The 21,523-nt window shown below is 68.7% G+C and carries 23 protein-coding genes; 10 read left to right on the forward strand and 13 right to left on the reverse strand.

The annotated features are described in order from the left end of the window. Nucleotides 1-101 precede the first annotated feature (101 nt). The 6 genes from SPR02S_RS38915 to SPR02S_RS38940 all read right to left on the reverse strand — a co-directional run bounded on the left by SPR02S_RS38915 (nucleotide 102) and on the right by SPR02S_RS38940 (nucleotide 5,551). A complete protein-coding gene (locus SPR02S_RS38915) occupies nucleotides 102-1,151 on the reverse strand; it encodes a DUF2637 domain-containing protein (protein WP_019062436.1) in 1,050 nt (349 codons plus the stop codon). After that, nucleotides 1,148-1,714 (reverse strand): WhiB family transcriptional regulator, encoded by a 567-nt coding sequence (locus tag SPR02S_RS38920; RefSeq protein ID WP_019062437.1) that lies wholly within the window; start codon nucleotides 1,712-1,714, stop codon nucleotides 1,148-1,150. The genes SPR02S_RS38915 and SPR02S_RS38920 overlap by 4 nt, the downstream gene beginning before the upstream one ends. Nucleotides 1,715-1,816: 102 nt before the next feature. Beyond that, nucleotides 1,817-2,524 (reverse strand): ATP-binding protein, encoded by a 708-nt coding sequence (locus tag SPR02S_RS38925; RefSeq protein WP_019062438.1) that lies wholly within the window; start codon nucleotides 2,522-2,524, stop codon nucleotides 1,817-1,819. After that, complete coding sequence (locus SPR02S_RS38930) at nucleotides 2,524-3,543, reverse strand: hypothetical protein (protein WP_026151249.1); 1,020 nt, start codon at nucleotides 3,541-3,543, stop codon at nucleotides 2,524-2,526. Before SPR02S_RS38930 ends, SPR02S_RS38925 begins: the two co-directional genes overlap by 1 nt. A 1-nt stretch (nucleotide 3,544) precedes the next feature. Then, the gene (locus SPR02S_RS38935; protein WP_019062440.1) at nucleotides 3,545-3,868 is read right to left on the reverse strand and encodes a hypothetical protein; all 324 of its coding nucleotides are present in this window, start codon (nucleotides 3,866-3,868) and stop codon (nucleotides 3,545-3,547) included. A 1,005-nt stretch (nucleotides 3,869-4,873) separates the two neighbouring features. After that, nucleotides 4,874-5,551: an SDR family oxidoreductase gene (locus SPR02S_RS38940; protein ID WP_019062441.1), complete on the reverse strand. Its 678-nt coding sequence runs from the start codon at nucleotides 5,549-5,551 to the stop codon at nucleotides 4,874-4,876. A 326-nt stretch (nucleotides 5,552-5,877) separates the two neighbouring features. On the opposite strand from SPR02S_RS38940, the gene SPR02S_RS38945 reads away from it, so the two are divergent. Then, nucleotides 5,878-6,687: an MmyB family transcriptional regulator gene (locus SPR02S_RS38945; protein WP_019062442.1), complete on the forward strand. Its 810-nt coding sequence runs from the start codon at nucleotides 5,878-5,880 to the stop codon at nucleotides 6,685-6,687. 380 nt (nucleotides 6,688-7,067) lie between these two features. Here SPR02S_RS38945 and SPR02S_RS38950 read toward each other — a convergent pair whose 3' ends face one another. Continuing rightward, nucleotides 7,068-7,886, reverse strand: coding sequence for an NUDIX domain-containing protein (locus SPR02S_RS38950; RefSeq protein ID WP_019062443.1), 819 nt, complete (start codon nucleotides 7,884-7,886; stop codon nucleotides 7,068-7,070). Nucleotides 7,887-8,230: 344 nt separating this feature from the next. On the opposite strand from SPR02S_RS38950, the gene SPR02S_RS38955 reads away from it, so the two are divergent. After that, nucleotides 8,231-8,815, forward strand: coding sequence for a hypothetical protein (locus tag SPR02S_RS38955; protein WP_019062444.1), 585 nt, complete (start codon nucleotides 8,231-8,233; stop codon nucleotides 8,813-8,815). A gap of 229 nt (nucleotides 8,816-9,044) precedes the next feature. Continuing rightward, on the forward strand, nucleotides 9,045-9,458 hold the full coding sequence (locus SPR02S_RS38960; RefSeq protein ID WP_019062445.1) for a hypothetical protein: 414 nt from the start codon (nucleotides 9,045-9,047) through the stop codon (nucleotides 9,456-9,458). A 641-nt stretch (nucleotides 9,459-10,099) separates the two neighbouring features. Here SPR02S_RS38960 and SPR02S_RS59230 read toward each other — a convergent pair. After that, nucleotides 10,100-10,756, reverse strand: a complete 657-nt coding sequence (locus SPR02S_RS59230) for a DUF6417 family protein (RefSeq protein WP_019062447.1) — start codon at nucleotides 10,754-10,756, stop codon at nucleotides 10,100-10,102. A 210-nt stretch (nucleotides 10,757-10,966) separates the two neighbouring features. Here SPR02S_RS59230 and SPR02S_RS38975 point away from each other — a divergent pair, with 210 nt between their 5' ends. The 7 genes from SPR02S_RS38975 to SPR02S_RS39005 all read left to right on the forward strand — a co-directional run bounded on the left by SPR02S_RS38975 (nucleotide 10,967) and on the right by SPR02S_RS39005 (nucleotide 17,764). Continuing rightward, the gene (locus tag SPR02S_RS38975; protein WP_019062448.1) at nucleotides 10,967-11,833 is read left to right on the forward strand and encodes a hypothetical protein; all 867 of its coding nucleotides are present in this window, start codon (nucleotides 10,967-10,969) and stop codon (nucleotides 11,831-11,833) included. Between the two features lie 51 nt (nucleotides 11,834-11,884). Next, on the forward strand, nucleotides 11,885-12,568 hold the full coding sequence (locus SPR02S_RS38980) for a hypothetical protein (protein ID WP_019062449.1): 684 nt from the start codon (nucleotides 11,885-11,887) through the stop codon (nucleotides 12,566-12,568). A 113-nt stretch (nucleotides 12,569-12,681) separates the two neighbouring features. Then, nucleotides 12,682-13,080, forward strand: coding sequence for a hypothetical protein (locus SPR02S_RS38985; RefSeq protein ID WP_019062450.1), 399 nt, complete (start codon nucleotides 12,682-12,684; stop codon nucleotides 13,078-13,080). A 64-nt stretch (nucleotides 13,081-13,144) separates the two neighbouring features. Beyond that, entirely contained in the window at nucleotides 13,145-14,740 is a 1,596-nt protein-coding gene (istA, locus tag SPR02S_RS38990; protein WP_019062451.1) for an IS21 family transposase, read from the forward strand. Then, complete coding sequence (istB, locus tag SPR02S_RS38995; protein WP_019062452.1) at nucleotides 14,740-15,513, forward strand: IS21-like element helper ATPase IstB; 774 nt, start codon at nucleotides 14,740-14,742, stop codon at nucleotides 15,511-15,513. The genes istA and istB overlap by 1 nt, the downstream gene beginning before the upstream one ends. A 76-nt stretch (nucleotides 15,514-15,589) precedes the next feature. Next, a complete protein-coding gene (locus tag SPR02S_RS39000) occupies nucleotides 15,590-17,047 on the forward strand; it encodes a hypothetical protein (RefSeq protein ID WP_019062453.1) in 1,458 nt (485 codons plus the stop codon). 204 nt (nucleotides 17,048-17,251) lie between these two features. Next, entirely contained in the window at nucleotides 17,252-17,764 is a 513-nt protein-coding gene (locus SPR02S_RS39005) for a hypothetical protein (protein WP_019062454.1), read from the forward strand. Nucleotides 17,765-17,808: 44 nt separating this feature from the next. On the opposite strand, the gene SPR02S_RS57320 is transcribed toward SPR02S_RS39005, so the two are convergent. The 5 genes from SPR02S_RS57320 to SPR02S_RS65850 all read right to left on the reverse strand — a co-directional run bounded on the left by SPR02S_RS57320 (nucleotide 17,809) and on the right by SPR02S_RS65850 (nucleotide 21,485). Next, nucleotides 17,809-18,468, reverse strand: a complete 660-nt coding sequence (locus SPR02S_RS57320; protein ID WP_158697955.1) for a hypothetical protein — start codon at nucleotides 18,466-18,468, stop codon at nucleotides 17,809-17,811. A gap of 441 nt (nucleotides 18,469-18,909) precedes the next feature. After that, on the reverse strand, nucleotides 18,910-19,566 hold the full coding sequence (locus tag SPR02S_RS39015; RefSeq protein ID WP_019062456.1) for a hypothetical protein: 657 nt from the start codon (nucleotides 19,564-19,566) through the stop codon (nucleotides 18,910-18,912). Further along, nucleotides 19,563-20,237 (reverse strand): hypothetical protein, encoded by a 675-nt coding sequence (locus SPR02S_RS39020; protein WP_019062457.1) that lies wholly within the window; start codon nucleotides 20,235-20,237, stop codon nucleotides 19,563-19,565. Before SPR02S_RS39020 ends, SPR02S_RS39015 begins: the two co-directional genes overlap by 4 nt. Before the next feature lie 8 nt (nucleotides 20,238-20,245). Beyond that, entirely contained in the window at nucleotides 20,246-21,211 is a 966-nt protein-coding gene (locus SPR02S_RS39025) for an endonuclease/exonuclease/phosphatase family protein (RefSeq protein WP_019062458.1), read from the reverse strand. Nucleotides 21,212-21,359: 148 nt separating this feature from the next. Further along, nucleotides 21,360-21,485 carry a hypothetical protein gene (locus SPR02S_RS65850; protein WP_281169922.1) on the reverse strand — a complete coding sequence of 42 codons (126 nt, stop codon included), beginning with the start codon at nucleotides 21,483-21,485 and terminating at the stop codon, nucleotides 21,360-21,362. Nucleotides 21,486-21,523: the final 38 nt, after the last annotated feature.

The raw sequence follows: 21,523 nt of genomic DNA on the forward strand, positions 1-21,523 counted from the left end.
GCGGTGTGCTCCGGTTCGCTTCTGGATGATGTGGGGCGTGTGTCCGGGAGCGGGTGACCGGCGAGAGTGTGCGGCTCGGTCACCCGCTTCGCGGTGTCCGGTCAGTCCCGGGCGGAGGTGACCGGCTGTCCGTGCTGCTCGCGGAGCTGGGCCATGAGGGCAGTCAAGGTGTCGCTGGACAGGGGGATCTGCTGACCTCGGATCGCCTGGGCGACCACCTTGCGGGTCAGCTTGTCCTCGGCCCTGACCGCCGACCGGGCGATCTTCAACAGCTCCTCGGTGTCCGGGTCGGACCTCCGGTCACTCGTTGTCCGGGTGTCCCGGTCAGTGACCGGCGACGGGGTGACCGGGCGGTCAGTGAGCGGCACGAGGGTGTCCTGGTTGCCGGTGACCGGCGTGGTTCCGATCGGGCTGTCGGTGACCGACGGCGCGGTGTCCGGCTGTCCGGGCTGGTCAGCGGCCTCGTGCGACTGACCGTTCTCGCCGGTGACCTGGTTGCCGTTGACCGCCGTGGCGCTGTCCCCGATCGGTGACCGGCGCCCCAGGGTCTGCTTGTCCAGGGACAGTCGCGGCCGGTCGGTCAGGGCAGTGACCGGCTGCCCGGCGCTGACCTGACCGGCCTGCGGCTCGTGCTGACCGACTCGGTCGGTCCGGGTGACCGCGATGCCCTCGGGCTGGTCAGCCTGACCGAGGACTTCGCGGTCACTGCCCTTGACCGGGCCCCGGGCGATGAGGATGTAGAGGTGGACCGCGCCGGCCAGCGCGAGCGGGGCGATGGTGGACAGCACCGCGACCACCGTGTCCCCGAGCCGGAGCCCGGTGGCCGAGCCCGCTTCCTCGTTGAGGCGCACCGCGTGGAGCGCGTTGGCCCAGATGCTGGCGGCGGTGGCCGTGCCGAAAAGCGTCCAGACGTAGAGCCGGGCACGCAGGGGCGCGTCGCGCAGGACCAGGAGCGCCCGTATGCCGTAGGCGATGAAGCCGTCGATCACCAGCGGGAAGAGGTAGGTCAGGAGCCCGCGGACGTGGATGGCGACGGCCATCTGCTGAAGGGCGTCGTACGACAGCGCGCACCCCGCGCCGCCCAGGGCGATGACGACCGCGCGGTCCCAGCCGGTGATGTGCGCCGTCCTCGGCGCACTCGTGTCGGTCACGCCGCCGTCCCGAAGTCGTCGCGGCCCAGGCGGTCGTCGTCGGTCTCGGGGGGCGGGGTGGTCGTGGGGGTCTTCTCCAGGCCCCGGTTGCGCAAGGCGCGGCGAATCTCGCGGTACTGCTTCTGGGCGTGCTCCTCGGTGATCTTCAGGAGCCAGGCCAGGCGCTGCTCGGTCACTCCGTGGTGGTAAGCGGCGAGGACGACCGCAGTGCGCTCGTCCCTCGTGAGGTGGACGTCGCGCCCGGCGATGGTGGCATTGACGCGGCTGTAGTCGAGGCGGTGGGCGAGCTTCGCGTGCAGCGACTTGCGCTCCTCCTCGGTCAGTCCGCCACGGATGCCGTCGGTGTCACCGTTTTCGAGGGCGGCGTCCAGGCAGGTGCGGCGCACCGGGCACTGGCCGCACAGCGACTTCGCGGCGGTGATCTTGTCGGTCTCGTCGGGCTCGGGGAAGAAGATCTCGAGGTCCACCGGGTTGTACTCGGTGCTCTGGCAGACGGCCTGGTCCTGCCAGGTGTGGTCGCCGAGCGACCGGTGGCGGGCAGGGCTGATCGTCGTGGTGGTCATGCGGGTTGCTCCGATCGCTCTCCGCGCAGGGACGTCGGCGGAGGCGTGCGCTGGGTCGGGAGGTGCATGGGGCGGCGCGCTGAAGGCGCGGCCTGCGGCGGGTCAGGCTGTGGTGCGGAGGCGTCTGCGGTCGACCGGTTCGAACTCGACCCGGGTGGTCATCTGCGCGAGCCGGGAGGTGACGCGGTCGCCGAGGTAGGCCCGGAGGTCCTTGATCGCCAGGTTGGTGGTGACCAGGGTCGGGAGCATGTGGTTGTAGCGGCGGTTGATCAGCCGGTACGTCACTTCCTCCACCCACTCGGACGCCTTCGCCGCGCCGAGGTCGTCGATGATCAGCAGCGGGCAGCGGCTGACGGCCGCCAGCTCCCGCTCGCTGTCGGCCCCGGGCCGGGGCCGCAGGTCGGCGAAGAGGTCGGCGGCGGTGGTCGCGCGCCAGCGGACGCCGACTCCGCTCTGCACCAGCCGTCGGACCGCGCCGTACGCCTGGTGCGTCTTGCCCGCGCCGACGACCCCGGCCATCAGGAGGCTGGGGCCGGTGGTGACCTGTCGGCGGGCCCCCGGGCTGGGAGCTACGGCCGCTTCGGCGACGTCCCGGGCCCAGGTCAGGACCTGGGGGTGGTCGGCGACGGCGGCCCGGTAGCGCGGGGGCATCCCCGCCAGGAGGGCGTCCAGCGGGGAGTACGGCTCGGGCTCGTCGACCAGGTCAGTGACGGCGGCCGGGTCGATGTTGCGGGCGGCCAGGATCCGCGCCAGCCGGTCCACGGTGCCCGTGCCGCCGAGGGGCTGCGGTTCGCGGTTACGTGTGCGCATCACAGCTCCTCGGCGTAGGCGGCGGCAACGTCGGCCGGGTTGGTCCACGCCCGGTGAGCGGGCACGGTAGGCCGGATCCCCGGCCGGGCCAAACCGCCCGGGCGGGCGTTCATGGCCTCGTTGACCATGCTGGTCAGCACGCTCGGGTGCTTGGGATTGGCGGCGAAGTTCCGCAGCCCGGCCCGGATGTGCTCCGGCGCGATGCCCTCGCCCAGGAGCTTCTTGGTGATCCGCCCGAGGTGTCCGAGCACGTCACTGGGCGGACGCTCCTCGCAAGCGGCGATGTACTCGCCGACGAGCTGGTTGGCCGAGACGGTGGCTGCGGGCGCCACGCGCCCCGTAGGGAAAGAAGATCCAGGATCCAAGATCCTAGATCCAGGCGCCGAACCCTCTCCGACGCTTCGGGGAAGGCTCGGAGAATCCTCGGAGAATGCCGTCTGACCTGCTGCTTTCGTTTCCACCTGGTTAGGGGTGTCGGCCATGCTGTCGAGGGCGTCCTGCTGGGCGGCAGGGGCTCCGCCCGCGTGGCCGGGAGGCGTCGCAGCGGGCCGCGCGGGCAAATCGAGGGCCCGGGGAGCATTCGGCGAAGCCTCGGCGAGCCCTCGGGGAGAGGTGGGCGACTCCTCGATCCGCTTGGTGCAGATGCCCTTGCAGGCACCGCACCGGTCGCCGCCGTGGTGCTGCGGGCAGGAGGGCAGACGGGACTGGCTCGGCTTGTCGATCTTCTGGTGCGCGGACCAGGTCACGACATGGAGGTAGCGGCGGCCGTCGCAACCGGTGTACCGGCAGAGCAGACCGGCGTTCGCGAGCTGGTGGAGGTCGTCCTCGACGTGGACCGAGGTGTGCTCGGCGCGCAGCGGCCAGAGCAGCCCGGCGATGATCGCGGCGTTGTCGCGGTGACGCCCGTGGTCGTCGGCCTGGGTGAGCAGCCCGAAGAAGGTCCGCTCGGCCTCGACGCTCACCTCGGCGAGCGACTCGGAGACGAAGGCCTCCGGCTTGACGGTTCGGATCCGCGCCATGTCAGCGGCCCCGACGGGCGGCGAGCAGGTCACTGCGGGTGAGGGTCGCGTCGGTGAGGTCGAAGGTGTGAGGCCGGGTCCAGTCCGCCTCCGGCCAAACCCGCAGAATCCAGCGGGCCGCGACCCTGGCGGCGATCCGGCCCAGCTGGATGGTCTGACCGGCCTCGTCCTTGACGATGACGTGCGGGTGAGGCCAGGTCTCCTTCGGGTCGCTGAGACTGACCCGGATGGTGGCCGCGCCCGGGATCATGTCGGCGAGCTGGGCGGCGAGACGGTGCGGGCGATCGTCCGGGCAGGCCGAAGTTCCGCTCGGCGTGACGAGCATGCGATACTCCGTGATTCGTAGGAGCGCGGTGCGGCGGTTCTCGTGCAGAGGCCCCGCCGCCCGCGAGATGTGAATCGGCGCTCTTCGGGGTGCCGGCCCGGCGCTTGGGAGTTAGTAGCTCCCGGGCGCCGGTCTCATTTCCCCGGGCGGGTTTCATGGCCCGCGTGCGTGCATCGCCCCTCCCCTTCTGGTCCGTCCCCAGCCGGTGATCTTTTGTGCGGGGACCAGGACCATATGGCGACCCGTGGCACAAGTCCAGCCTCTTCACACCGGCCCTGACCAGGCATGGAACACCAAGCTGGACGGCCCGGGGAGGCTTCACAAGGCATCCGCGACGCCTCCCGTATGGCCATCTCCGCAGGCGCCACCCAGCAGCTCCGCACCGGGGTACAACCCGAAGACGCAGACCGTCCAGGCACGGGCCCGCTTCTTCGACGTGCCCCTGGTCTACCTCTTCCACGAGGTGGAGGCCGAGCGGCGGCATGAGGGGATCCAGGTGGTTGCCGCCATACGCGACCAGGGCGTGCCGGATCGCCGTGTACGCCGACGGGCTCAGCGCGTCGGGCCTGGACATGCCAAACGCCGCGATCGACCAGGCCCATCGACTGGAAGGCATGTTGGGCGAGTCGGGCGACCCCGCACTGCTCGACGACGCGGGGAGTTCATCCCCGCCCGAATCACGGCGCGCGTCGGCCCCCTGGCTCGATCAAACACTGCCGGTTCGACCGTCTTCCATCCGCACGATCACTCTGCGACAGTCGCTACGCATGGCGGTTGCAAGGCGACGATTCGAACAGCGACTTCCCGGCCCCGGTGATACGGAAGCCTGAGCCGACGAAGGTCACCGTCGGAGTGTTCGGCCATCTCGCGGCGGTCCCGCAACGTCATCTTCCGCGCGGCCGGAGATCCGGCGTGGACATCCCGCTCCAGTTGCCGAAGGTTGGACTGATCTGCCCGCGTCGACGTGGGTGCCGTACGACGACGCAAACGGTCGGCGTCGAGGAGTCAGTGCCCCATGGAGATGCCGCCGCCGACCGGCACCCTGCCGCCGGCGTCGAGGGCGGCTTCCTCACTGGCCAGGAAGGCGATGGCCGAGGCGATCTCCTCCGGATTCCCGATCCGGCCCAGAGGAACGTCATCGGCCATGGCTGTGCCGGCCGGGCCCGGGCTCACGATATTCACGGTGATCCCGCTTGAGCCGAACTCCCTGGCCAGCGAGCGACCGAACTCGACAAGACCCGCCGTGGAGGCCGCGTCGTCGGTCTGAGTCTCGCCCTTGAGGGCGACGGCCGAGGGCACGAGGATGATCCGGCCACGCTTGGCCTTCAGCATTCCGCGGGCGGCCCACTTGACCAACTGGCAAGAGGCCGTGAGGTTCGTGTCCAGGACCACGGCGAAGTCCTCCTCGGGCGTGCGGGGCGGGTTGTCCCGGGTGATGCCGGCGTTGACCACCAAAACCTCGACCGGCCCCTGGTCGGCCTCGACCTCCTTGAAGGCGCTCTCGACCTGTTCGGGGTCGGTGATGTCGCAGTACACGGGCAGGGCTCCGTCGTGCACGAGATCGAAGGAGGCGCTTTCGGTGTAGTGGGTGAACGCGACGTGATCGCCGCGCTGGGTGAATGCGCGGACCGCGGCGTGCCCGATTCCACGATTTCCGCCGGTGATCAGAACAGAGCGCGACATGAAGATCCTTTACACGAGTCAGCTGGCTTGGTTCACCGTTGCGGAGATCGCCTCGCCGCGGCGGTGCCAGTGACAGTAGGACGTCGCTGTGTGATTCAAAGGGACGCAAAGGTTGCGCTTATCCTGGGGATGGGAACTGACAGTTCCCATTGCCCGATGAAGAGCCATTGCGTTCCGAATGCTGGACACGGTGCGCGATGTCAACTCCCTTACGTGCGGGCCGCAATGCGCTGAGCGGCCAACAGGGAAAGGGGACGCGAATACGCGGGCAATGTGACCTGAGTCTCAGCGCCTGTCGTTACGTAAGCGTTATGAATGAGAGTGAGATGCAGACCCCGATAGCCACCCGCATTCTGCAGCAAGCGCGGGCGCGCCGTGATATATCAGACATACCAGGCTTTGAAGCGGCTTTCGGGACGGGTCAACCCTCCGGAATCACGCAGGAACAGACGGCCCGCCTGGCCGGCGTCAGCCGTCGCTGGTACGGCAGTCTGGAGGCCGGGCGTCCCGCCAACTACAGCGACGCGTTCCTCCAGGCCGTGCGGCGCATCCTCGATCTGAACGACGAGGAATGGGGCATCGTCTACCGCGTCATCCGCGGCCATGCCCCTGCAGTCGCCCCTGTCAGCCACCTCGGCGCTCTGCTGCCAGACGCGTTCCGCGCCTTCGTCGAGGAGAGTCGCACCTGGGCCGTCTACCTGAATGACTACCGCTGGGACGTCCTGGCCTACAACGCCAAGGCCCTGGAGTACTTCCCGTGGATGCAGTACGGCCTCAACGTCATGGAGTGGGCCCTCGCCTGGCCTGAGGCGCGCACCCAGCTCGTCAACTGGGAAGAGGAGTGGGCCAAGCCCATGATGGCCCAGCTGCGCGTGCACGCCGAAGATTGGCGCACCGACGAGCGCATGCGGGCCGTGGTCGAAGCCGTCCGAGCCGACCCGACCGCACGCAAGCTCTGGGACGCACCCGACCTGCCCGCCATCACCCACCCGGCATCGGAACAACCCCGCCGCCTCTATTTGGCGGGCCGAGGGGACCAGGAGTTCGCCATCCGGTTCATCGCGAATAGACCCGACGAACTTCCATCATGCCGCCTCATGGTTGTCACGCCCGCAAAGGCCGTATCGAGCAACTAGGTCTTGGCCTCGGCGGTCTTGGTCCTCGACTGATTCATTCCGGAGCTGCGGATCGGCAGTCGAGGAAAATGTCAGGCGGCGTGGCTGGCAACAGTGCGCGAATATCTCGCACCTGTGCGGCGTTATTTCCGTCCCGACTCTGCTCTAAAACCTTTTCCGCCAGGGAGGGGTGACGGAGGATCAGCGCGATCAGGTGTGTGCCGTGGCCTAGGCTTGCAGGGAGTATTTTCTATCGCGCTGAAATCCCGTTGTTTCTCGGCTATTTCAGCGCCTTCGGCGCCAAACCGGGTTGCATCAGAGGCGTTTGTGAGACGAGAGGAACTGGCCGCGGTTCGCCTCGAACGGGTGTAACTCCACGAGGCTCACCGGTTCGTGCCCGGTCAATGTGTCCGGGCCAGGGCCAAGAACTGGTCGGCGGCACGCATCCAGGACGCCTCTGCGTTGTCCCCGTCGTGACCGGACTCGAGTTCGTCGAGAATCGCGGCGCCCTGTGCGTAACGGCCCACGGCGAGATCGAGCCACACCAGGCTGAGCCGGTCGTCCGCGATGGGATCGCGCAAGGCGGCCACCGTGTACGCCCCCCACGCGGCCCTCGCGAGATCGTCTCTTCGCGTCGGGAGACCTCCGCCGATCGCCCGCAGTTGGGCACTGGTGCGCTGCACGGCAGCATCCGATGCGGCGTCACCGAGTGCATGGGGGAACGCCGCCTGCAGCGCCATGAAGTCCGGCTCCACCAGCTCGTGCCACGGGCGCCACTGAGTTCGTAGCGATTCGCCGGCATCGAGTGACACCGGACCCGGAGTGCAGCCGTGGGCGAGGAACAGGTGAGCCCTCTCTGTGGCGACGGCGTGCGCGGTGGCCACCATGCCCAGCGGATACAGCCACGCAGCCCGAAGTCCCGTCTCCTCCGCGAGTTCTCGGCGTGCGGCGTCGACGGGTTCCTCGCCGTCGTCAACGGCGCCTCCAGGCAGATCGGTGATCTCCGTGTCGTGGAGGTAGTGGTGTTGGGTGACCATGGCCACCCGTCCGCGGTGGACGGCCAGGACTCGGACGGGGTCCGGCGCGGCCACGTGCGGATACTCCACCGTGACACCGTCGGGGCGCGTGGCATCGTCTACCTTCAGCCGGACACTGTCATGCGGGCCACCTGTGAAGAGGACGCGGCTGTCCCTGCGGTGCCATCGGCCGTCGCTGCTCATGCGCGGGACTTTACTGGCGTGACGGGCGGGGGGAATACTCGATCTTCGGCTCCGGCGAGGTGTACCGATAAATGCCTGCCAGAGCACACCTGGCTGGCCGCCATCGGGCTAATTGTCGGCAGGCCCGAGGTCAAAGGTGTTGATGCGGTCAGCGGTGTCCCTGTGCCGACGCGGCCTAGGACGTCAGTCTGCGGCCTACGGCCCGACGGCGGTGGAGGCCGCGGCTGTTCGTCGTGAAGGGGCGGTAGGACCGTGAGGGCCCACACTCGTCACGTCCGAGGTTGAAAAATACCTAGTAGGACCGGCGTTGGCGGCGCCCTCCTCCCGCTCGTACGGTAGCGGCCATGACCGAGACCTCGGACCAGAGCAGGTTGAGCGAGATTGCCCGCTCACTCAACCGCTACCACTGGCAGCCCACCGATGAGGAGGCCACGTGCGGCGCAGCCTTCTTCCAACTGGTGAAGAACATGGAGGAGAAGGATCACGGTTTCCCCCGGGGTACCGAGCCGTGGACGCCGCGCCTGCATACAGAGGATGTCGCCGTGCTGGCCGACGAAGTCACCGTGCTGCGGGAGGAGTTCTTGCCCGAGTGGCGCGAACGTCTTCCCGTTGGCTCGCCCATGGCCGAGCTGGTCGACATGTACATCCAAGGCGCGCAGCCGGTGGTGCGGCACGCGGACGCGGTACTGGCCGCCTGGCGCACGGCCGCCCTGCCGGAGCCGACCGCTGACGAAATCGCCTACCGCACCAGATATTCGGGCGCTCCGGCAGAGGACGTCGCTACCCAACTGCGGTTCGGGACCGCTGCCAGCTGGGAGGAGGAGCCTTCTCGGCGCTTGTTGTGGGAGGAGATGGGGCCTGCGTGGAACCATCTGGGGGCGGTGCGCTCTACCTTGATGGCCGCGACGAGTGGGGACGTTGAGTACTGACGGCTCGATACTGGCCCGGCCGGTCAGGTGCGTGAAGGCCGGCTGGGGAACGTGGGCTGTGTGATGTGGTTTCGTCGGCGCACGGGCCCCGAGAGCGTACGTAGTCGCTTCAACTGCACGGCCGACCGCGGTCAGCCGAGGTGACCGGTGACGACGACCTTCGTGGCTGCGTTGTCCTGGGCCGGTAGCGTTTGCTGGAAGATCGGCACCGGGATTCCAGGGAGTTGGGATGACGACTGAGGCACAGGTCGCGCAGGCGCTGCGCGAGGCACGGGACGCAGCGGTCACTGAAGCACGCGAGCACGCGGCGTGCGCGGTCCAAGCGGTGGACGACGCTGACGCTCCACCGCTCAACTATGGAGGGCTGCTGGTGCAGATCCGAACCTCGGCTGAAGCGAAGTGGTGGCAGAAGGTGTTCGCCTCCCTCGGCCCGCTTACAGACCGGGCGCAGATCAATAGAGCACTTCTGCGGTCGGCGGAGGCACAGCAGATGGTTGACGAGCGCGAGGCCGTACCGCAGCCGAGCGGCGAGGACGTCGGGGATCTGTTCATCCATGCGGTCCGACAGGTGGAGGTCAAGGCTTACCGCCGGTTCATTGACGCCGTCGAGCGCGCTGTGGCACCGATCCTGACCGAGGTCTAGCCAATCGCCGCTCCCGGCCAAGGGGGGGGGAGCAGCACCGAACTCGCCGCTCGGCTTGGCGAGCTGATCCGGTTGGCAAGTACGCTCCGTGGCAGGGATGTTGACGAGCTGCTGAAGCAGTCGCGGGAGGCGTGGTTGCCTTCGACATGGGACGGGTGCCTTATGTGGGCCTCAGGTCTGGTCTCGTGGCATCTCGCCCAGCGGCCCTCGGTATGGGCACCGCTTCAACAGGTTCCGGAGCAGGGGGAGGGGAGTTGTACATCGACCGAACCCAAACCGGGCTCTACGAGAAAGAGGCGTCAGCCACTTCGCCGACCGACGCTACCCAGTGCAGGACAAAGCCGGCCGCGACGAAGTCGAGGGTGACCGGCGGCGACGCGCTCGCACGGATCGGGGACAGCCGGGTCGTCTCCTCAGGGAGGCGATGCGACACGATCTCGGAGCCGACAGCATGCCCAACTGGCAGGATGTACACCGGTGTTCGGGTGAACGATGCCCGCCCGTGGAGACCCAAGCGGTGAAGACAGCTGTGACCTTCGCTGCGGACGGGCCGGTACCGGGCTCATCAGCCTGGGCACCAGGGGCTCGCCATCATCGCCGACGGCCAACTCCTGTGCTGGCAGGCGCCGTTCGTAAGGTCCTCAGACCTGAGTGGTCCGCGGATCCGCGACGTGAGCCGTGCCGGGCGCCTGGGTGAGGACCACGGCGGTGGGCTCACCCGTGTCGGGGCATGGCCGGTAGATGACGTGGTACTCGCGGGCGAACCGGTTGGCTTCCGCCTCGGAGCAGGTGAGGCGGTACAGGTAGAGGCCGTAGGCGACCGAGGTGATCTGCTGCTGCGTCAGGCAGAGCCGCCAGCGGTTGTCCGTACGGCTGAAGTGCGCGGCGTGTACGCGTTCGGCGAGTCCGTCGGCGGGCGGGGTGGTCAGTTCGGCGGCAAGGGCGACGAATCGGCGCAGGGCGTCCATCTGCGCGGGGCGCAGGTGCACGCGCTGCTCACCGGGGGCGGGTTCATCCGGGTCCTGCACGGGAAGCGGCAGCGCACGTGCGTAGAGCAGAGCGTCGCGCCCATGCGGGGTCAGACGCGCCGCCCACCGTACGGGCCGCGAGGTGAGCGCGGAGAGTTCGGCACGGGTATCCCGGTCGGCCAGTTCAGCAAGTCCCTCACTCACCACTCGGTCGACGCCGTACTGAACCGTGGCGGAGGCCTGGTCGTCCAGGACCCAGCCGTGGCCGGCTGCCTGCTTGCCCGCGTCGAGCATTTCCAGTGCGGCGAGCCGCTTGTCCCTGATGCGCATGCACGGCCTCGTTCCCCTCCGGTCCACCACCTGATCGCCATTGTCGGGTTGGGCGGATCGGGCTGTCGCGGTAATCAGCACGGTTCGTCCGGAGCCCGACGCCTCCGGACCGCCCACGGACGAGTTCGATCTCCAGGTTGCTGATGCACCCGGCGGTGTGGCATGCGCTGATACCGTCGTTGAACACGCTGTTGGAGGAGGCGAGTTGTCGTGACCGATCTGATGAGTCAGCTGCCGCAGCCGATCGTGGAGCGGATGGGCCGGATGAGCGGCATGGCGATGCGCAGCATCATCGCGCTCATGGACGAACAGCCCGACACCTACGCCGCCCTGGTGGAGCGGATCGGCACCTGGGACGACGACCCGGGCCGCACTCCCTACCCCCGGCCGCGCTACGAATTCGCCCTCCAAGAAGCCCTGCGGATCGTCGGCGACGCGATGACCGCCATCTCGGAGCGGTCCCCTCTGCCCAACGAGCCGGTGGTGGAGGGCGCCCGCGACTATGTCGAGCGGTTCGCGCCCGCCCAGTTCCGCGATGAGGCGCTGGCCAAGCTGGACGCCATCCCGCCCGGCCACGAGCCGGTGGACTTCGGCGGCGAGGGTGGCGAGGGTGTCGGGCCGGTGGACTTCGTGGTCGCCACGGCAGTGGCCGGATGGCTGGTGAGCGGGGCCGGCGGACGCATGGCGACGCAGGAGAACATCCGGCTGATGCTGCTCAGGCAGGCCCGCAGCGCGGAGAGCACCGCGACCGGCGCCCCGGAGCGCGAACAGATCAACGAGGTCAGCGACGACGCCGCGCTCGCCCTGCTGGCCGACCTGTACGACGAGGACTACGCCGGGCTCATCCCCCCAGACCCGAAGCGCCGGGGACCGTGGGAGTGGGACATGCTCGCCGTCCTCAAAACGCACCTGCTGGAAACCCCGGCCGAGGCGACCACGGACGAGCAGCGCCAGACGCTGAAAGAAAAACTCCTCACCGTTTTGCAGGCCGCCGCAGCCACGCAGAAACCCAAACCAACGGTGCGACCGGTAGGCAAACGAAACCAGCCGAAGCGGAAGCCGCGGCGCAAACGCTAATACTCCAGCAGGACTTCAACGTTGTGGAGTAGGTGGGGCGGAGTGCTTGGGATGCAGCAGCAGACGCCAGGGGCAGACGGCTGGACGGGGACGGCCGTGGTCCGGGTCGAGGCGCGGCTTGTCGGCGGCCGGGATTCCGATGGTGTGCCGGCAGTCGATCTGAGCCGTCATGACCCGCGGTCCCTGCCGGAGCCGGACCCGGAGCTGTTCAACAACTTCCTGGTCGCCTTCGAACCGAGTGCGCAGGAAGACCCGTGGCACCAGGACATGTTCAGGCGTGGGGTCATGACGTCGGCAGCGGTGGCATCCCGGGGCGGAACCGACGAGGTGCCGGACATGGTCGTGGACCGGCTCTTCTGCACGCTGTCCGCGGACAGCGCGTGCGTGGCGGTAGCGATCGTGGATCGTCACACGTGCCGGGCGGGGCTGCGGCCCCGGATGCCGTGGGACCAGCGGCCCAGGATGCGATGGTTCACCGAGAGCCACGACGGCATGCTGCTGACCATGACCTGCCCGGACCCCGACGCGCCGGTGGAACTGTTTCCGGCCCTGCTCCACACCTGGGCCTCCTGGTCGTACCGGCGCGCACTCCGGCTGAGCGGGCCGGAGATCGAGAACCGGGAAGTGCCGCAGCCTCCCGCGCGCCTCGACCTGGTGGTCAAGGACCGCTGCTTCCCTGTCCAGCTGAGGGACTTCACGCCCCATACGTGGTTCACGCCCAACACATGGCGCTAGTCGCATCACACCACCCCGCCCCCACCGCCTGAAAGCGCCGGTCATACGTGCCAAGGCTTCGATGGCAGGATGCGGGAAGCACCAGGGCGGGTGACTGAGACCGAGGAGGAAGCGTGCCGAACCCGGCGGGGAGCGACGCCGCGCGGACGCTGCTGGCAGGAATCACGCTGCCGGCGCCCCCCGTTGTGATTCCCCGGCAGATCGGGCACGACGCGGCAGCCGCCGTGCCGGTCGAGCACCTCGCCGCGCTGGAGAAAGCCGCTGCCGGGGCCTCGGTCGTGGCGGTGCAGATGGCCGACCGGGAAGCCCGGCGCGCGCTGTTGGCCGATTGGGTGTACCGCAACGCCGCCCAATTCCCTGGCGGGCAGCTGTACTTCGTGTCGGCGATCGCGTTTTTCCCCAGCTTGAGTGGTTTGAGCACTTTGTTATTCCTCATCCTGAATTCTCCTAATTGGCCATGGGTACGGCGGAGTTCGGGATCGAGGGACCTGGTCATCGCGGAGTTCGCGTGAGCGGCCCTCGACCTGTGGTTGGGAAGGCCGATGGGCAGCCCGGATGGCGAGGAGAACGTTCGTCGTGGTCGATGTCACCGAGATCTACGTCCACTGGTACGCGGGCCGCTCGAAGAGCGCGCTGGCCGCGTCGCTGGGCGTGGACCGCAAGACGGTCAGGAAGTATCTGGCGCCGGCGGAGGCGGCCGGAATCACTCCGGGCGGCCCTCCGATGAGCGAGGCCGACTGGGCCGGACTGTTCAAGGACTGGTTCCCGGAACTGGCCAACTCCCGTCTGAGGCAGATCACTTGGGCGGACATCGACCAGCACCGTGACTACATCGAGAGCCTGCTGGGGACGGTGACGGTCACCACGATCCACCAGCGGCTGCGGGACGAACACAAGCTTCAGGTGTCGATCTCTGCGTTCCGCCGCTGGGTGCACGCCACACTGCCCGACGAAGTGAAGAGGTCGCAGGTCACCGTCCTGCGCGAGGACATCGAGCCGGGCGAGGAGGCCCAGATCGACTACGGCTTCCTGGGACAGTGGATCAACCCGCGCACCGGCAAACGGCACCGGATCTGGGCATTCGTGATGGTGCTGCCGTGCTCGCGGCACATGTTCGTCCGCCCCGTCCTCAACCTCCACCAGCACGCCTGGACGGAAGCGCACGTCGCGGCCTTCCGCTACTTCGGCGGGGTCCCGCGCCGGCTGGTGCCGGACAACCTGAAGACCGGCGTCGACAAGCCCGACCTCTACGACCCGAAAATCAACAAGGCTTACGCCGAACTCGCCACCCACTACGGGGCGTTGGTGGATCCGGCTCGCGCTCTGAAGCCAAAAGACAAGCCCAGAGTGGAACGGCCCATGCCCTATATCCGGGACTCGTTCTGGCGCGGGCGGGAGTTCACCTCGATCGAGCACATGCAGACCGAGGCCGTCACCTGGGCCCAGAACGTCGCAGGCCAGCGGCCCTGTCGGCCGCTGGGCGGAGCCGCCCCGATGGCGGTCTTCGGGGCCCTGGAGGCGGAGACGCTGCTGCCGCTGCCGCCCACGCCGTTCGTGCTGGCCCGCTGGTCGACCGCGACGGTCGGCCCGGACATCCACATCAAGGTCGGCCGCACCCTCTACTCGGTGCCCTGGAAACTGATCGGCCGCCGGGTCGACGTCCGCTTGACCGCCACGATGGTCCAGATCTTCCTCGACGGTGAACTGGTCAAGACTCACGCGGCACTTGAGCAGGGCAAACGCACTGACAGGAGCGACTACCCGCCGGAGAAGATCGCCTTCCAGATGAAGACGCCGATCTGGTGCCGCACTCAGGCGTCCGAGATCGGCGACGCCTGCCGCGAGGTCATCGACCAGCTGCTGGAAGTCAACGCGCTCTACCGGCTCCGCGCCGCCCAGGGAGTCCTCGGACTGCGGAAGAAGTACGGCGAGACGCGCCTGGAGGCCGCCTGCGCGAGGGCGATCGCGGTCGGCGACCCGTCCTACCGCACTGTCAAGGGCATCCTGATCGCCGGCACCGAGACCGATCCCGAGCCCGAGACCAGCGGAGATGCGGGAGCCGCGGCCTTCCTCCACGGACCGAAGCGGCTGTTCGCCTCCGCGACACCCTCCGACACGGCGGACGAGCTCCGCGACGACCAGGTCCACGGCGAAGCTGAGGGAAGCATCTGATGAGCGTGATGGACACCGCCCTGCGCGAGTCGCTGAAGTCGCTGCGGCTCTCGGGGATGCTGGAAACCCTTGACGCCCGCCTCGCCCAGGCCCACGGCGGCGAGCTCGGCCACCTCGACTTCCTGCAGGTCCTCTGCCAGGACGAGATCACCCGCCGCGAGACCGTCGCCTTCCAACGGCGCCTGCACCGGGCGAAGTTCGAGCAGCAGGTCACCCTAGAGGAGTTCGATTTCACCGCCTCCTCGAAGCTGCCCGCAGCCCAGATCCGCGACCTCGGCGCCCTTCGCTGGCTGCATGCGGGCGAGTCGGTCATTTTGTTCGGTCCCGTCGGGGTCGGCAAGACGCACGTCGCCCAGGCCCTCGGACACCTCGCGGTCCGCCAGGGCGCCCACGTCCGCTTCGCCAAGACCAGCCGGATCCTGGCGGAGTTGGCCGGCGGGCACGCGGACCGCACCTGGGACAAACGCCTGCGTGAGTTGGTACGTCCCGACGTGCTCATCCTCGACGACTTCGCGATGCGCCAGCTCGGCGCGGCCCAAGCCGACGACCTCTACGAACTCGTCTCCGAGCGGCAGGGCCGGTCCCTGATCATCACCAGCAACCGGGCGCCCAGCGACTGGTATCCGCTCTTCCCCAACCCCGTCGTCGCCGAGTCCCTCCTGGACCGGCTGATCAACACCAGCCACCAAGTCATCATGAACGGCCCCAGCTACCGCCCGAACAAGCGGCCCAAGAACCCCACCAGCAAGCCCGGCAAACCCTCAGTCAAATGACACCGACGAGACGAGAGGGTGGGGAATTACGCGAACTTTCCCCTGGGGAAATACGAAAGCGTCCACATACTTCGACATGGACGACGTCCGCCGGGACGGAGCCGGGGACCCCTCCGTGATGCTGGCCTGTCTCCTGCGCGACCTGGGAGTGGTAGAGGAATTCATCCCGCCCCAGTTCGGCGACCGTTTCCGCGCGTTGCAGCAGATCGCCCAGCAGCGCCGGATCGTCATTGTGGTCGACGGGGTGCTGCGTGCGCCCGAAGCCGTCGTCGCGGCGTGCGCGCCGGGCCTGTTGCTGGTGGGCAGCCGCTGGCGGCTGGACGGGCTGAGCCTGCACGCCGACATCGTTCATGTCTTGTTGGAGAGCCCGCCGAGCGCGGACGAGGACATGGACACGCTCGTTCAGCAGCTTTCCGAGCCGGCCCGCGCCTTGTACCGGCTGCTGGGGCACCTGCCCGCGCCCACCATCGGCCCTGCCCTGGCCCGCTTGCTGCTCGGCGTCGGCTCCGAGAAGGCTATGACACAACTGACGGCGGCCGGGCTCCTGGTGCCGGCCGGCTCGCCGGGCCGGTTCCGGCTGCGCGACAGCGCCCGCGCCCACACGAAGGACCGGGCCCGTACCGAAACGCCGGACGAACGGCGGCGAGTGCGACGGCAGCTGACCGATGCCTGCCTGACGATGGTCGAAAAGGCCGCCGCCACTTGCACCTCACCCGATGCCGACGACACGGCACGCCGGGCGTCCCTGGACGTGCTGGACGCCGAGCAGCACACCGTGACCACAATCATGCAGATGATCACCTATGACCAGTGGCACCGGGAGGTGTGGCGGCTGGCCATGGCCCTGGGCCCCCTGTACGACGTCCGAGTGCACGACTCCTACTGGCGCGACAGCCACACCCTCGGGGTCGAGGCGGCCTTGTGGGACGGCGCGATCGACGCGCAGGCCGAACTCCGCACCCGGCTCGCACGTCTGGAGCTCCTGTGCGGCACGGACCATCCCGAGCGGGCCGGCAAAGAGATCAACAGAGCCCAGGAGATGCTGGACCTGGTCAGCAACGACCGGCTGCGCGGGCTGATCTGGCAGACCCGCGCCGAGGTGGAGGAGGACCAGGGCCGAGACCCGATCCCGGCCTGGCAGCAGGCCCTGCACTGCTATACCCAGGCCAGCTACCGCGCCGGCACCGGTATGGTCTCCGCCCGGCTCGGGCACGCCCTAGTCGCGGCCGGGCGGGCCGAGGAGGCGCTGGCCCTGCTGACCCGGAGCCCGGCTCAGTCCGGCGCGGACGCCGACCTGGCCCGCGCTGCGGCCCACCACGCGCTCGGACACGACGGCCCGGCCCTGGCCGCGGCACTCAACGCTGCGCAGTACGCCGCCCGCCACGCCCGCTACCGGCTCTACGGCTCGGCGCTCACCCTGGTCGCTGACGTGGCCGAAGAACTCCGGGACGAGGAGCTGCTCCGGATGTGCCGGTCCAAAGAGAGGGAGCTGGCGCAGGTCCCCTGGCTCGCTCCAAGCTCTGCGGCGAAGTGACCCGACGCTCGCCAGCGTCTCGCAGGACGCGGAGGCCACCGGCTCCCACCGGCCGGTGTGCAGGCACCGCCGTCGGTGCCGACGCCCCGGAGGGCGGGCGGCACCCCGGATTTCTGGTCCGCCGGCGCAAGTAGAACGTCTGGCGCATGCGGGATCTGCTGGTCAACCTGTTGAGGCGGCCGTCGACTCGATACCGTGCTGCCTATGGAACCGAGTCTGCGCACAGCGGTGGAACAGGTCTCTGCCGCCGGTCAGGACGAGCCCGGATGGGATGTCACTGTTGCCCGGGCCGCGCGGCTCGTCGAGCCCGAGTGGGTGAGGATCAAGGGGTGGGAGTACCGACGCGTACACGCCCTTCAGAGCCTGGCACTGCTCTTGTTCGCAGTGGACCGTGATGAGCAGTTGGACGATCCGGCGCTGCTGGCTGTTCTCGCACCGTATGTGCATGTGTACACGCCGGACGTGGGTGGATTCACGCGGGATGGCGAGCTTTTCCACACGAGGAAAGCGGTGGACGCCGCGCTCGCACTGTTCGCCGAGCGCTTCCCCGATGACGGCGGACCACTCAGCCACCTGATCGTCTCCCTGACGTCGCCCAAGGAGAACTGGGTGACGGTGGATCTGCCGTCGATGGACACACCCGACTTCCGCATCGAGCTGGCGCCCGCTCTGGAATGGCTCAACCGCGGGCTCCGGGCAGGGGCGCCGACGCCTTAGAAGAAGAGGAGGACCCCGGTGAACGGGCGTGCAGCGTCAGGGGGTCAGCGCCACTCCGTGGGGTCGTGCGGGTCGGTGTACGTGCTGGAGATGAACGCGTCGGCCGGAGTGATGGTGAGTCGGTAAGTGTCGGAGAGCACGGTGGCGTCGATACGGCCCGGCGGCCGGGGCAGCAGCAGGCCGAAGGGGAAGCCCTCCGGAAAGCCGGTCTGCTGGTCGGCCCACCAGCGGATCCAGCCGTAGATCACCGACGGGTACAGGCCCACCGGCCCTGGTTCGTCGCTGCGGACCGTGACCGTATAGCCGGCCGGTTCCCACACCGCGGGTGGCTGGACACGCACCCACACCAGCGCCGAGCGATTGCTGGTTACCGCGGCCACGACCAGGGCGCCGGGAAGCGACCGCACCCTCGCCCGCAGTTCCTCCTGAGCGGCATCAACACTGCGGTGATGGCGGGCGTCAGCAACGACGACGGAAGCGCTCTGGACGACCGGCTCCGGACCGATCAGTGACCGGCCGGCTGGGGCCAGCAGATGCAAAGTCCCTTCCGTCTTCGGCGGATGTCCTCCTGCCGGCGCGTGCCAGTCCACACGGACCCGTACGACCGAGTCCGCACCGGTCTCCACCTGCGTCTCCACATGACCCGCGGCCACAGCCTCGTCCGTCGGCACGTCGATCACGCCCGGCCCCTCTCCTGCTGCCATGAATCACCCGCCCGGTTCGGCGGATGCACTTCTCCTATCTTCCCCACGCTGCGCAAGTCCAGTGGCCCCACGGCGTTTTGTCCATCCCTGATGCCCAGGGGACGTGGTCGGTGACCATCAGTCCGTCCTCCGTGATGAGCCGCTGCCCGGACACTTCGGCGGAGGTGAGGCCGAACACCGGCGGACTGTGGACAAGTGACCTGCTGGGTCAGCGCTTTGTGCGCTCGGCCGGACTGTGCGCGTCGGGTGCCGGTAGAACCGGGTCATGGGCGGCAAGGCGGAGCACGGCAACAGTGCCGGACCGGTCGCTGGTTCACTCCGATCGCGCGAGTCGGCCAGGCTCATGGGCCCGTCGGCGATGCAGATGCTGAAGTCGCGGAGCCGGCCGGGTCGGGCTTCCGGCCGGGGCAGCCACCTGACGGAGAGTGCGACGCAGGGCGGCTAGGTGCTGGTCTTACCGCCCAGGGGGATGACGGCGACCTCCTCCCATGACATCTCCCACCGGCTGTCGCCGTCCGGTGTGGAGTGGGCGGTCCAGCGCACGTCGAGGACGTAGAGGCGGGAGACCTTCAGGGTGGCGTGGCTGGGCGTGATCGTCCGAAGGGCGCTCTGGAGCGGATCGGAGTCGGCGGCGCGGTGGGCGTAGCCGAGGGCCATGTGGCCTCTTCCGCCCCCGTGAGCGATCGCCGGCGTGTCGTGCACCGTCCACAGCGCGGCCCGGCACAAGTTCCGCACGGCGGTGAGATGGTGGTCGGGGTAGGTGTCGAGGATGGCGCCGGTGCGGTTGGCGAGCGGGGACCCGCATAGCACGGTGAAGGGACTGAAGTCGGCGAACCTGGCCGCCAATTCGGCGATGAGGGCGGAGCGCTGGGCATCGGTGATCTCCTCGCTCGATGCTGCCGCGTTCATCTCGACGGTGATGTGCACGAGGTCGTCCGACGGGCACCAGATCGGATACTCGCCCAGCACCGGCCTGCATGCGGCGATCAGTGCGAAGAGGTCCGTGTCCACGGCCGCGTCTGGCCGGATGTACAGGTGAGGTACGGAGACGCCGGACACCCATGGTTTGCCCCGGTAGACGGGGACGAACGGTTTCACGCCGCGACTCGTTCCGTGCGGCCGAGGTGGATCTCACGCACGCGGCGGAACGTGTACTGGTTGTTGACCACGTCCTGGTGCTCCAGCACGAGCCACACCGACGAGATGGACGCCGACACGCGGCTGCCCGGTCGCAGGCCCCGGCCCAGCTCGGAGGCGAGCCGGTCCGAACGCTCCGCCAGCGTGGGCGTGTTGGTGTCCAGCAGACCGTACCCACCGGAGATGTGACCCCAAAACCACTCGGCGACGGGCGCCATCGTCAAGCCGGCGTCGCTGCATCCGGCGCGCAGGCACAGGTAGAACTCGTGCAGTACAGTCTCCGGCCAGACATCCATGACGGCGGCAGACGCGGAAGCCCGCGGCGGGCCGATCTCGATCCCGAACGGCACCAAGCCCGCGAGGCATTCCTGGATGAACGGCGCGGCCCGCAGTAGGCGTTCCTCGTCGACGCGCCCGCCGTCCCTGTCGTGCGGTGCCAGCTTCTCGGCCGTCATGTGCGCGTCGCATTCGGCGACCGGGGTAATGATGTCCGCGTACGGGGTCAGGATCTCGCGGACACGGGCGAGGTAAGCCAGCACGTCGGGCTGGTCGTGCGGCAGCCACAGTACGTGTGGCCGGACCTGGCCCTCTTCGGAGGCGCCCTCGGGGGCCCACAGCCGCTGCTCGCTCATGAACCGTCTCATCGGCGGGCCTCCGGCGCAGTGATCAGGGCCGGGTCGAGGGTGGTCCAGACGATCCGGTGGTCGGATCCGGCCAGCGCCGCCGCGCTGTCCAGCACGCCGTACGCCGTCAGGGCGGGCGCGACCGGGCGGGATACGAGGATCAGGTCGATCCTGCGCTCGCCCCAGGGATCGGGATCGCCCTGTCCGTCCGCCCAGTGACCGACCGTCGCCTGCCACGGAGCGCCCAGATGGGCAGCCGCGTCGACCATATAGCCATTGCGCAGCAGCATTTCGGTCTGACGCCGGTCCGCGAGCTGGGTGCCACCGATCGTGCCGTCCTGCACCTGGTATTCGAGATCGTCGTGCCTCTGGTCCGCGTAGACCTCGGCGTCGTAGTAGCCCAATGTCCCGTCGGGGCACGGTACTTGGGCGGCGGACAGGGCGTTGAAGTCACCAACGGCGACGGCGGGCTTCACGCCGCCGGTGCGGCGCAGGATCATCTTGATGCGCCGTGCCTCCTCCGTGCGGTAGAGGGGGCTGCCGGGGTGCCCGTGGTACGAGACCGCGGTGAGGGGTTCGGGGGCGCCGATGTCGAAGGCGGCCGTGGTCAGCCCGTGCCAGAAGTCGGGGCTGCCCAAGGGGCGGTAGGTGTCGGGGACGATGGCCGCCGTGTTGGGGTTCCACAGTGCGGCTGTGTACCAGGCCCGGTGGGCGTTGGCGGCCATCGCCATTCCGTGCCACCGGCCGGGGGTGGCGGGGACGGCGGCGGTCAGGCCGCAGTCCTCGGCGAAGGCGGTGATGGTCTGGGCTGCGATGGCATCCCACTGGGAGCAAGGTATTGCGGCCTCGTCGACCACGACCTCCTGGAGGCCGAGGATGTCGGGGGCGAGTTCCTGAACGGCCTTGACACGGGCGAGCCAGGCGGTACTGCCGCGGGCGTCGAGGCAGAGTTTGTAGGCGTTGTAGTTGCCTATCTTCAGCAACGCGAAGTCCTTTCAGAGACGGCGAGTTGACACGGGCAGGCGGTCAGGAAGCAGGTGGTGGATGTGTGATCGGGTAGCCGTCTTCCAGCGCCACTGCGCCGTCGGTGCTCCGGTCCTCGGGGCGTGGGCGAGTCGGGTTCCGGTGGAGTTACTGCCGCAGGATGGTGCCTTTGCGGGCCGCCGCTCTGCGCTCCCTGCGTACGGCCCGCGCCAGCGTCGACTGCAGAGGTATGAACGGCGTTTGCTCGGTTGGGAGTTGACGGGTGTCGGGCACGGACTCGACTGCTCCTTCTGGCGAAGAATGTAGGGAGG

The organism is Streptomyces prunicolor NBRC 13075, assembly GCF_000367365.1.
Classification (GTDB): Bacteria; Actinomycetota; Actinomycetes; order Streptomycetales; family Streptomycetaceae; genus Streptomyces; species Streptomyces prunicolor.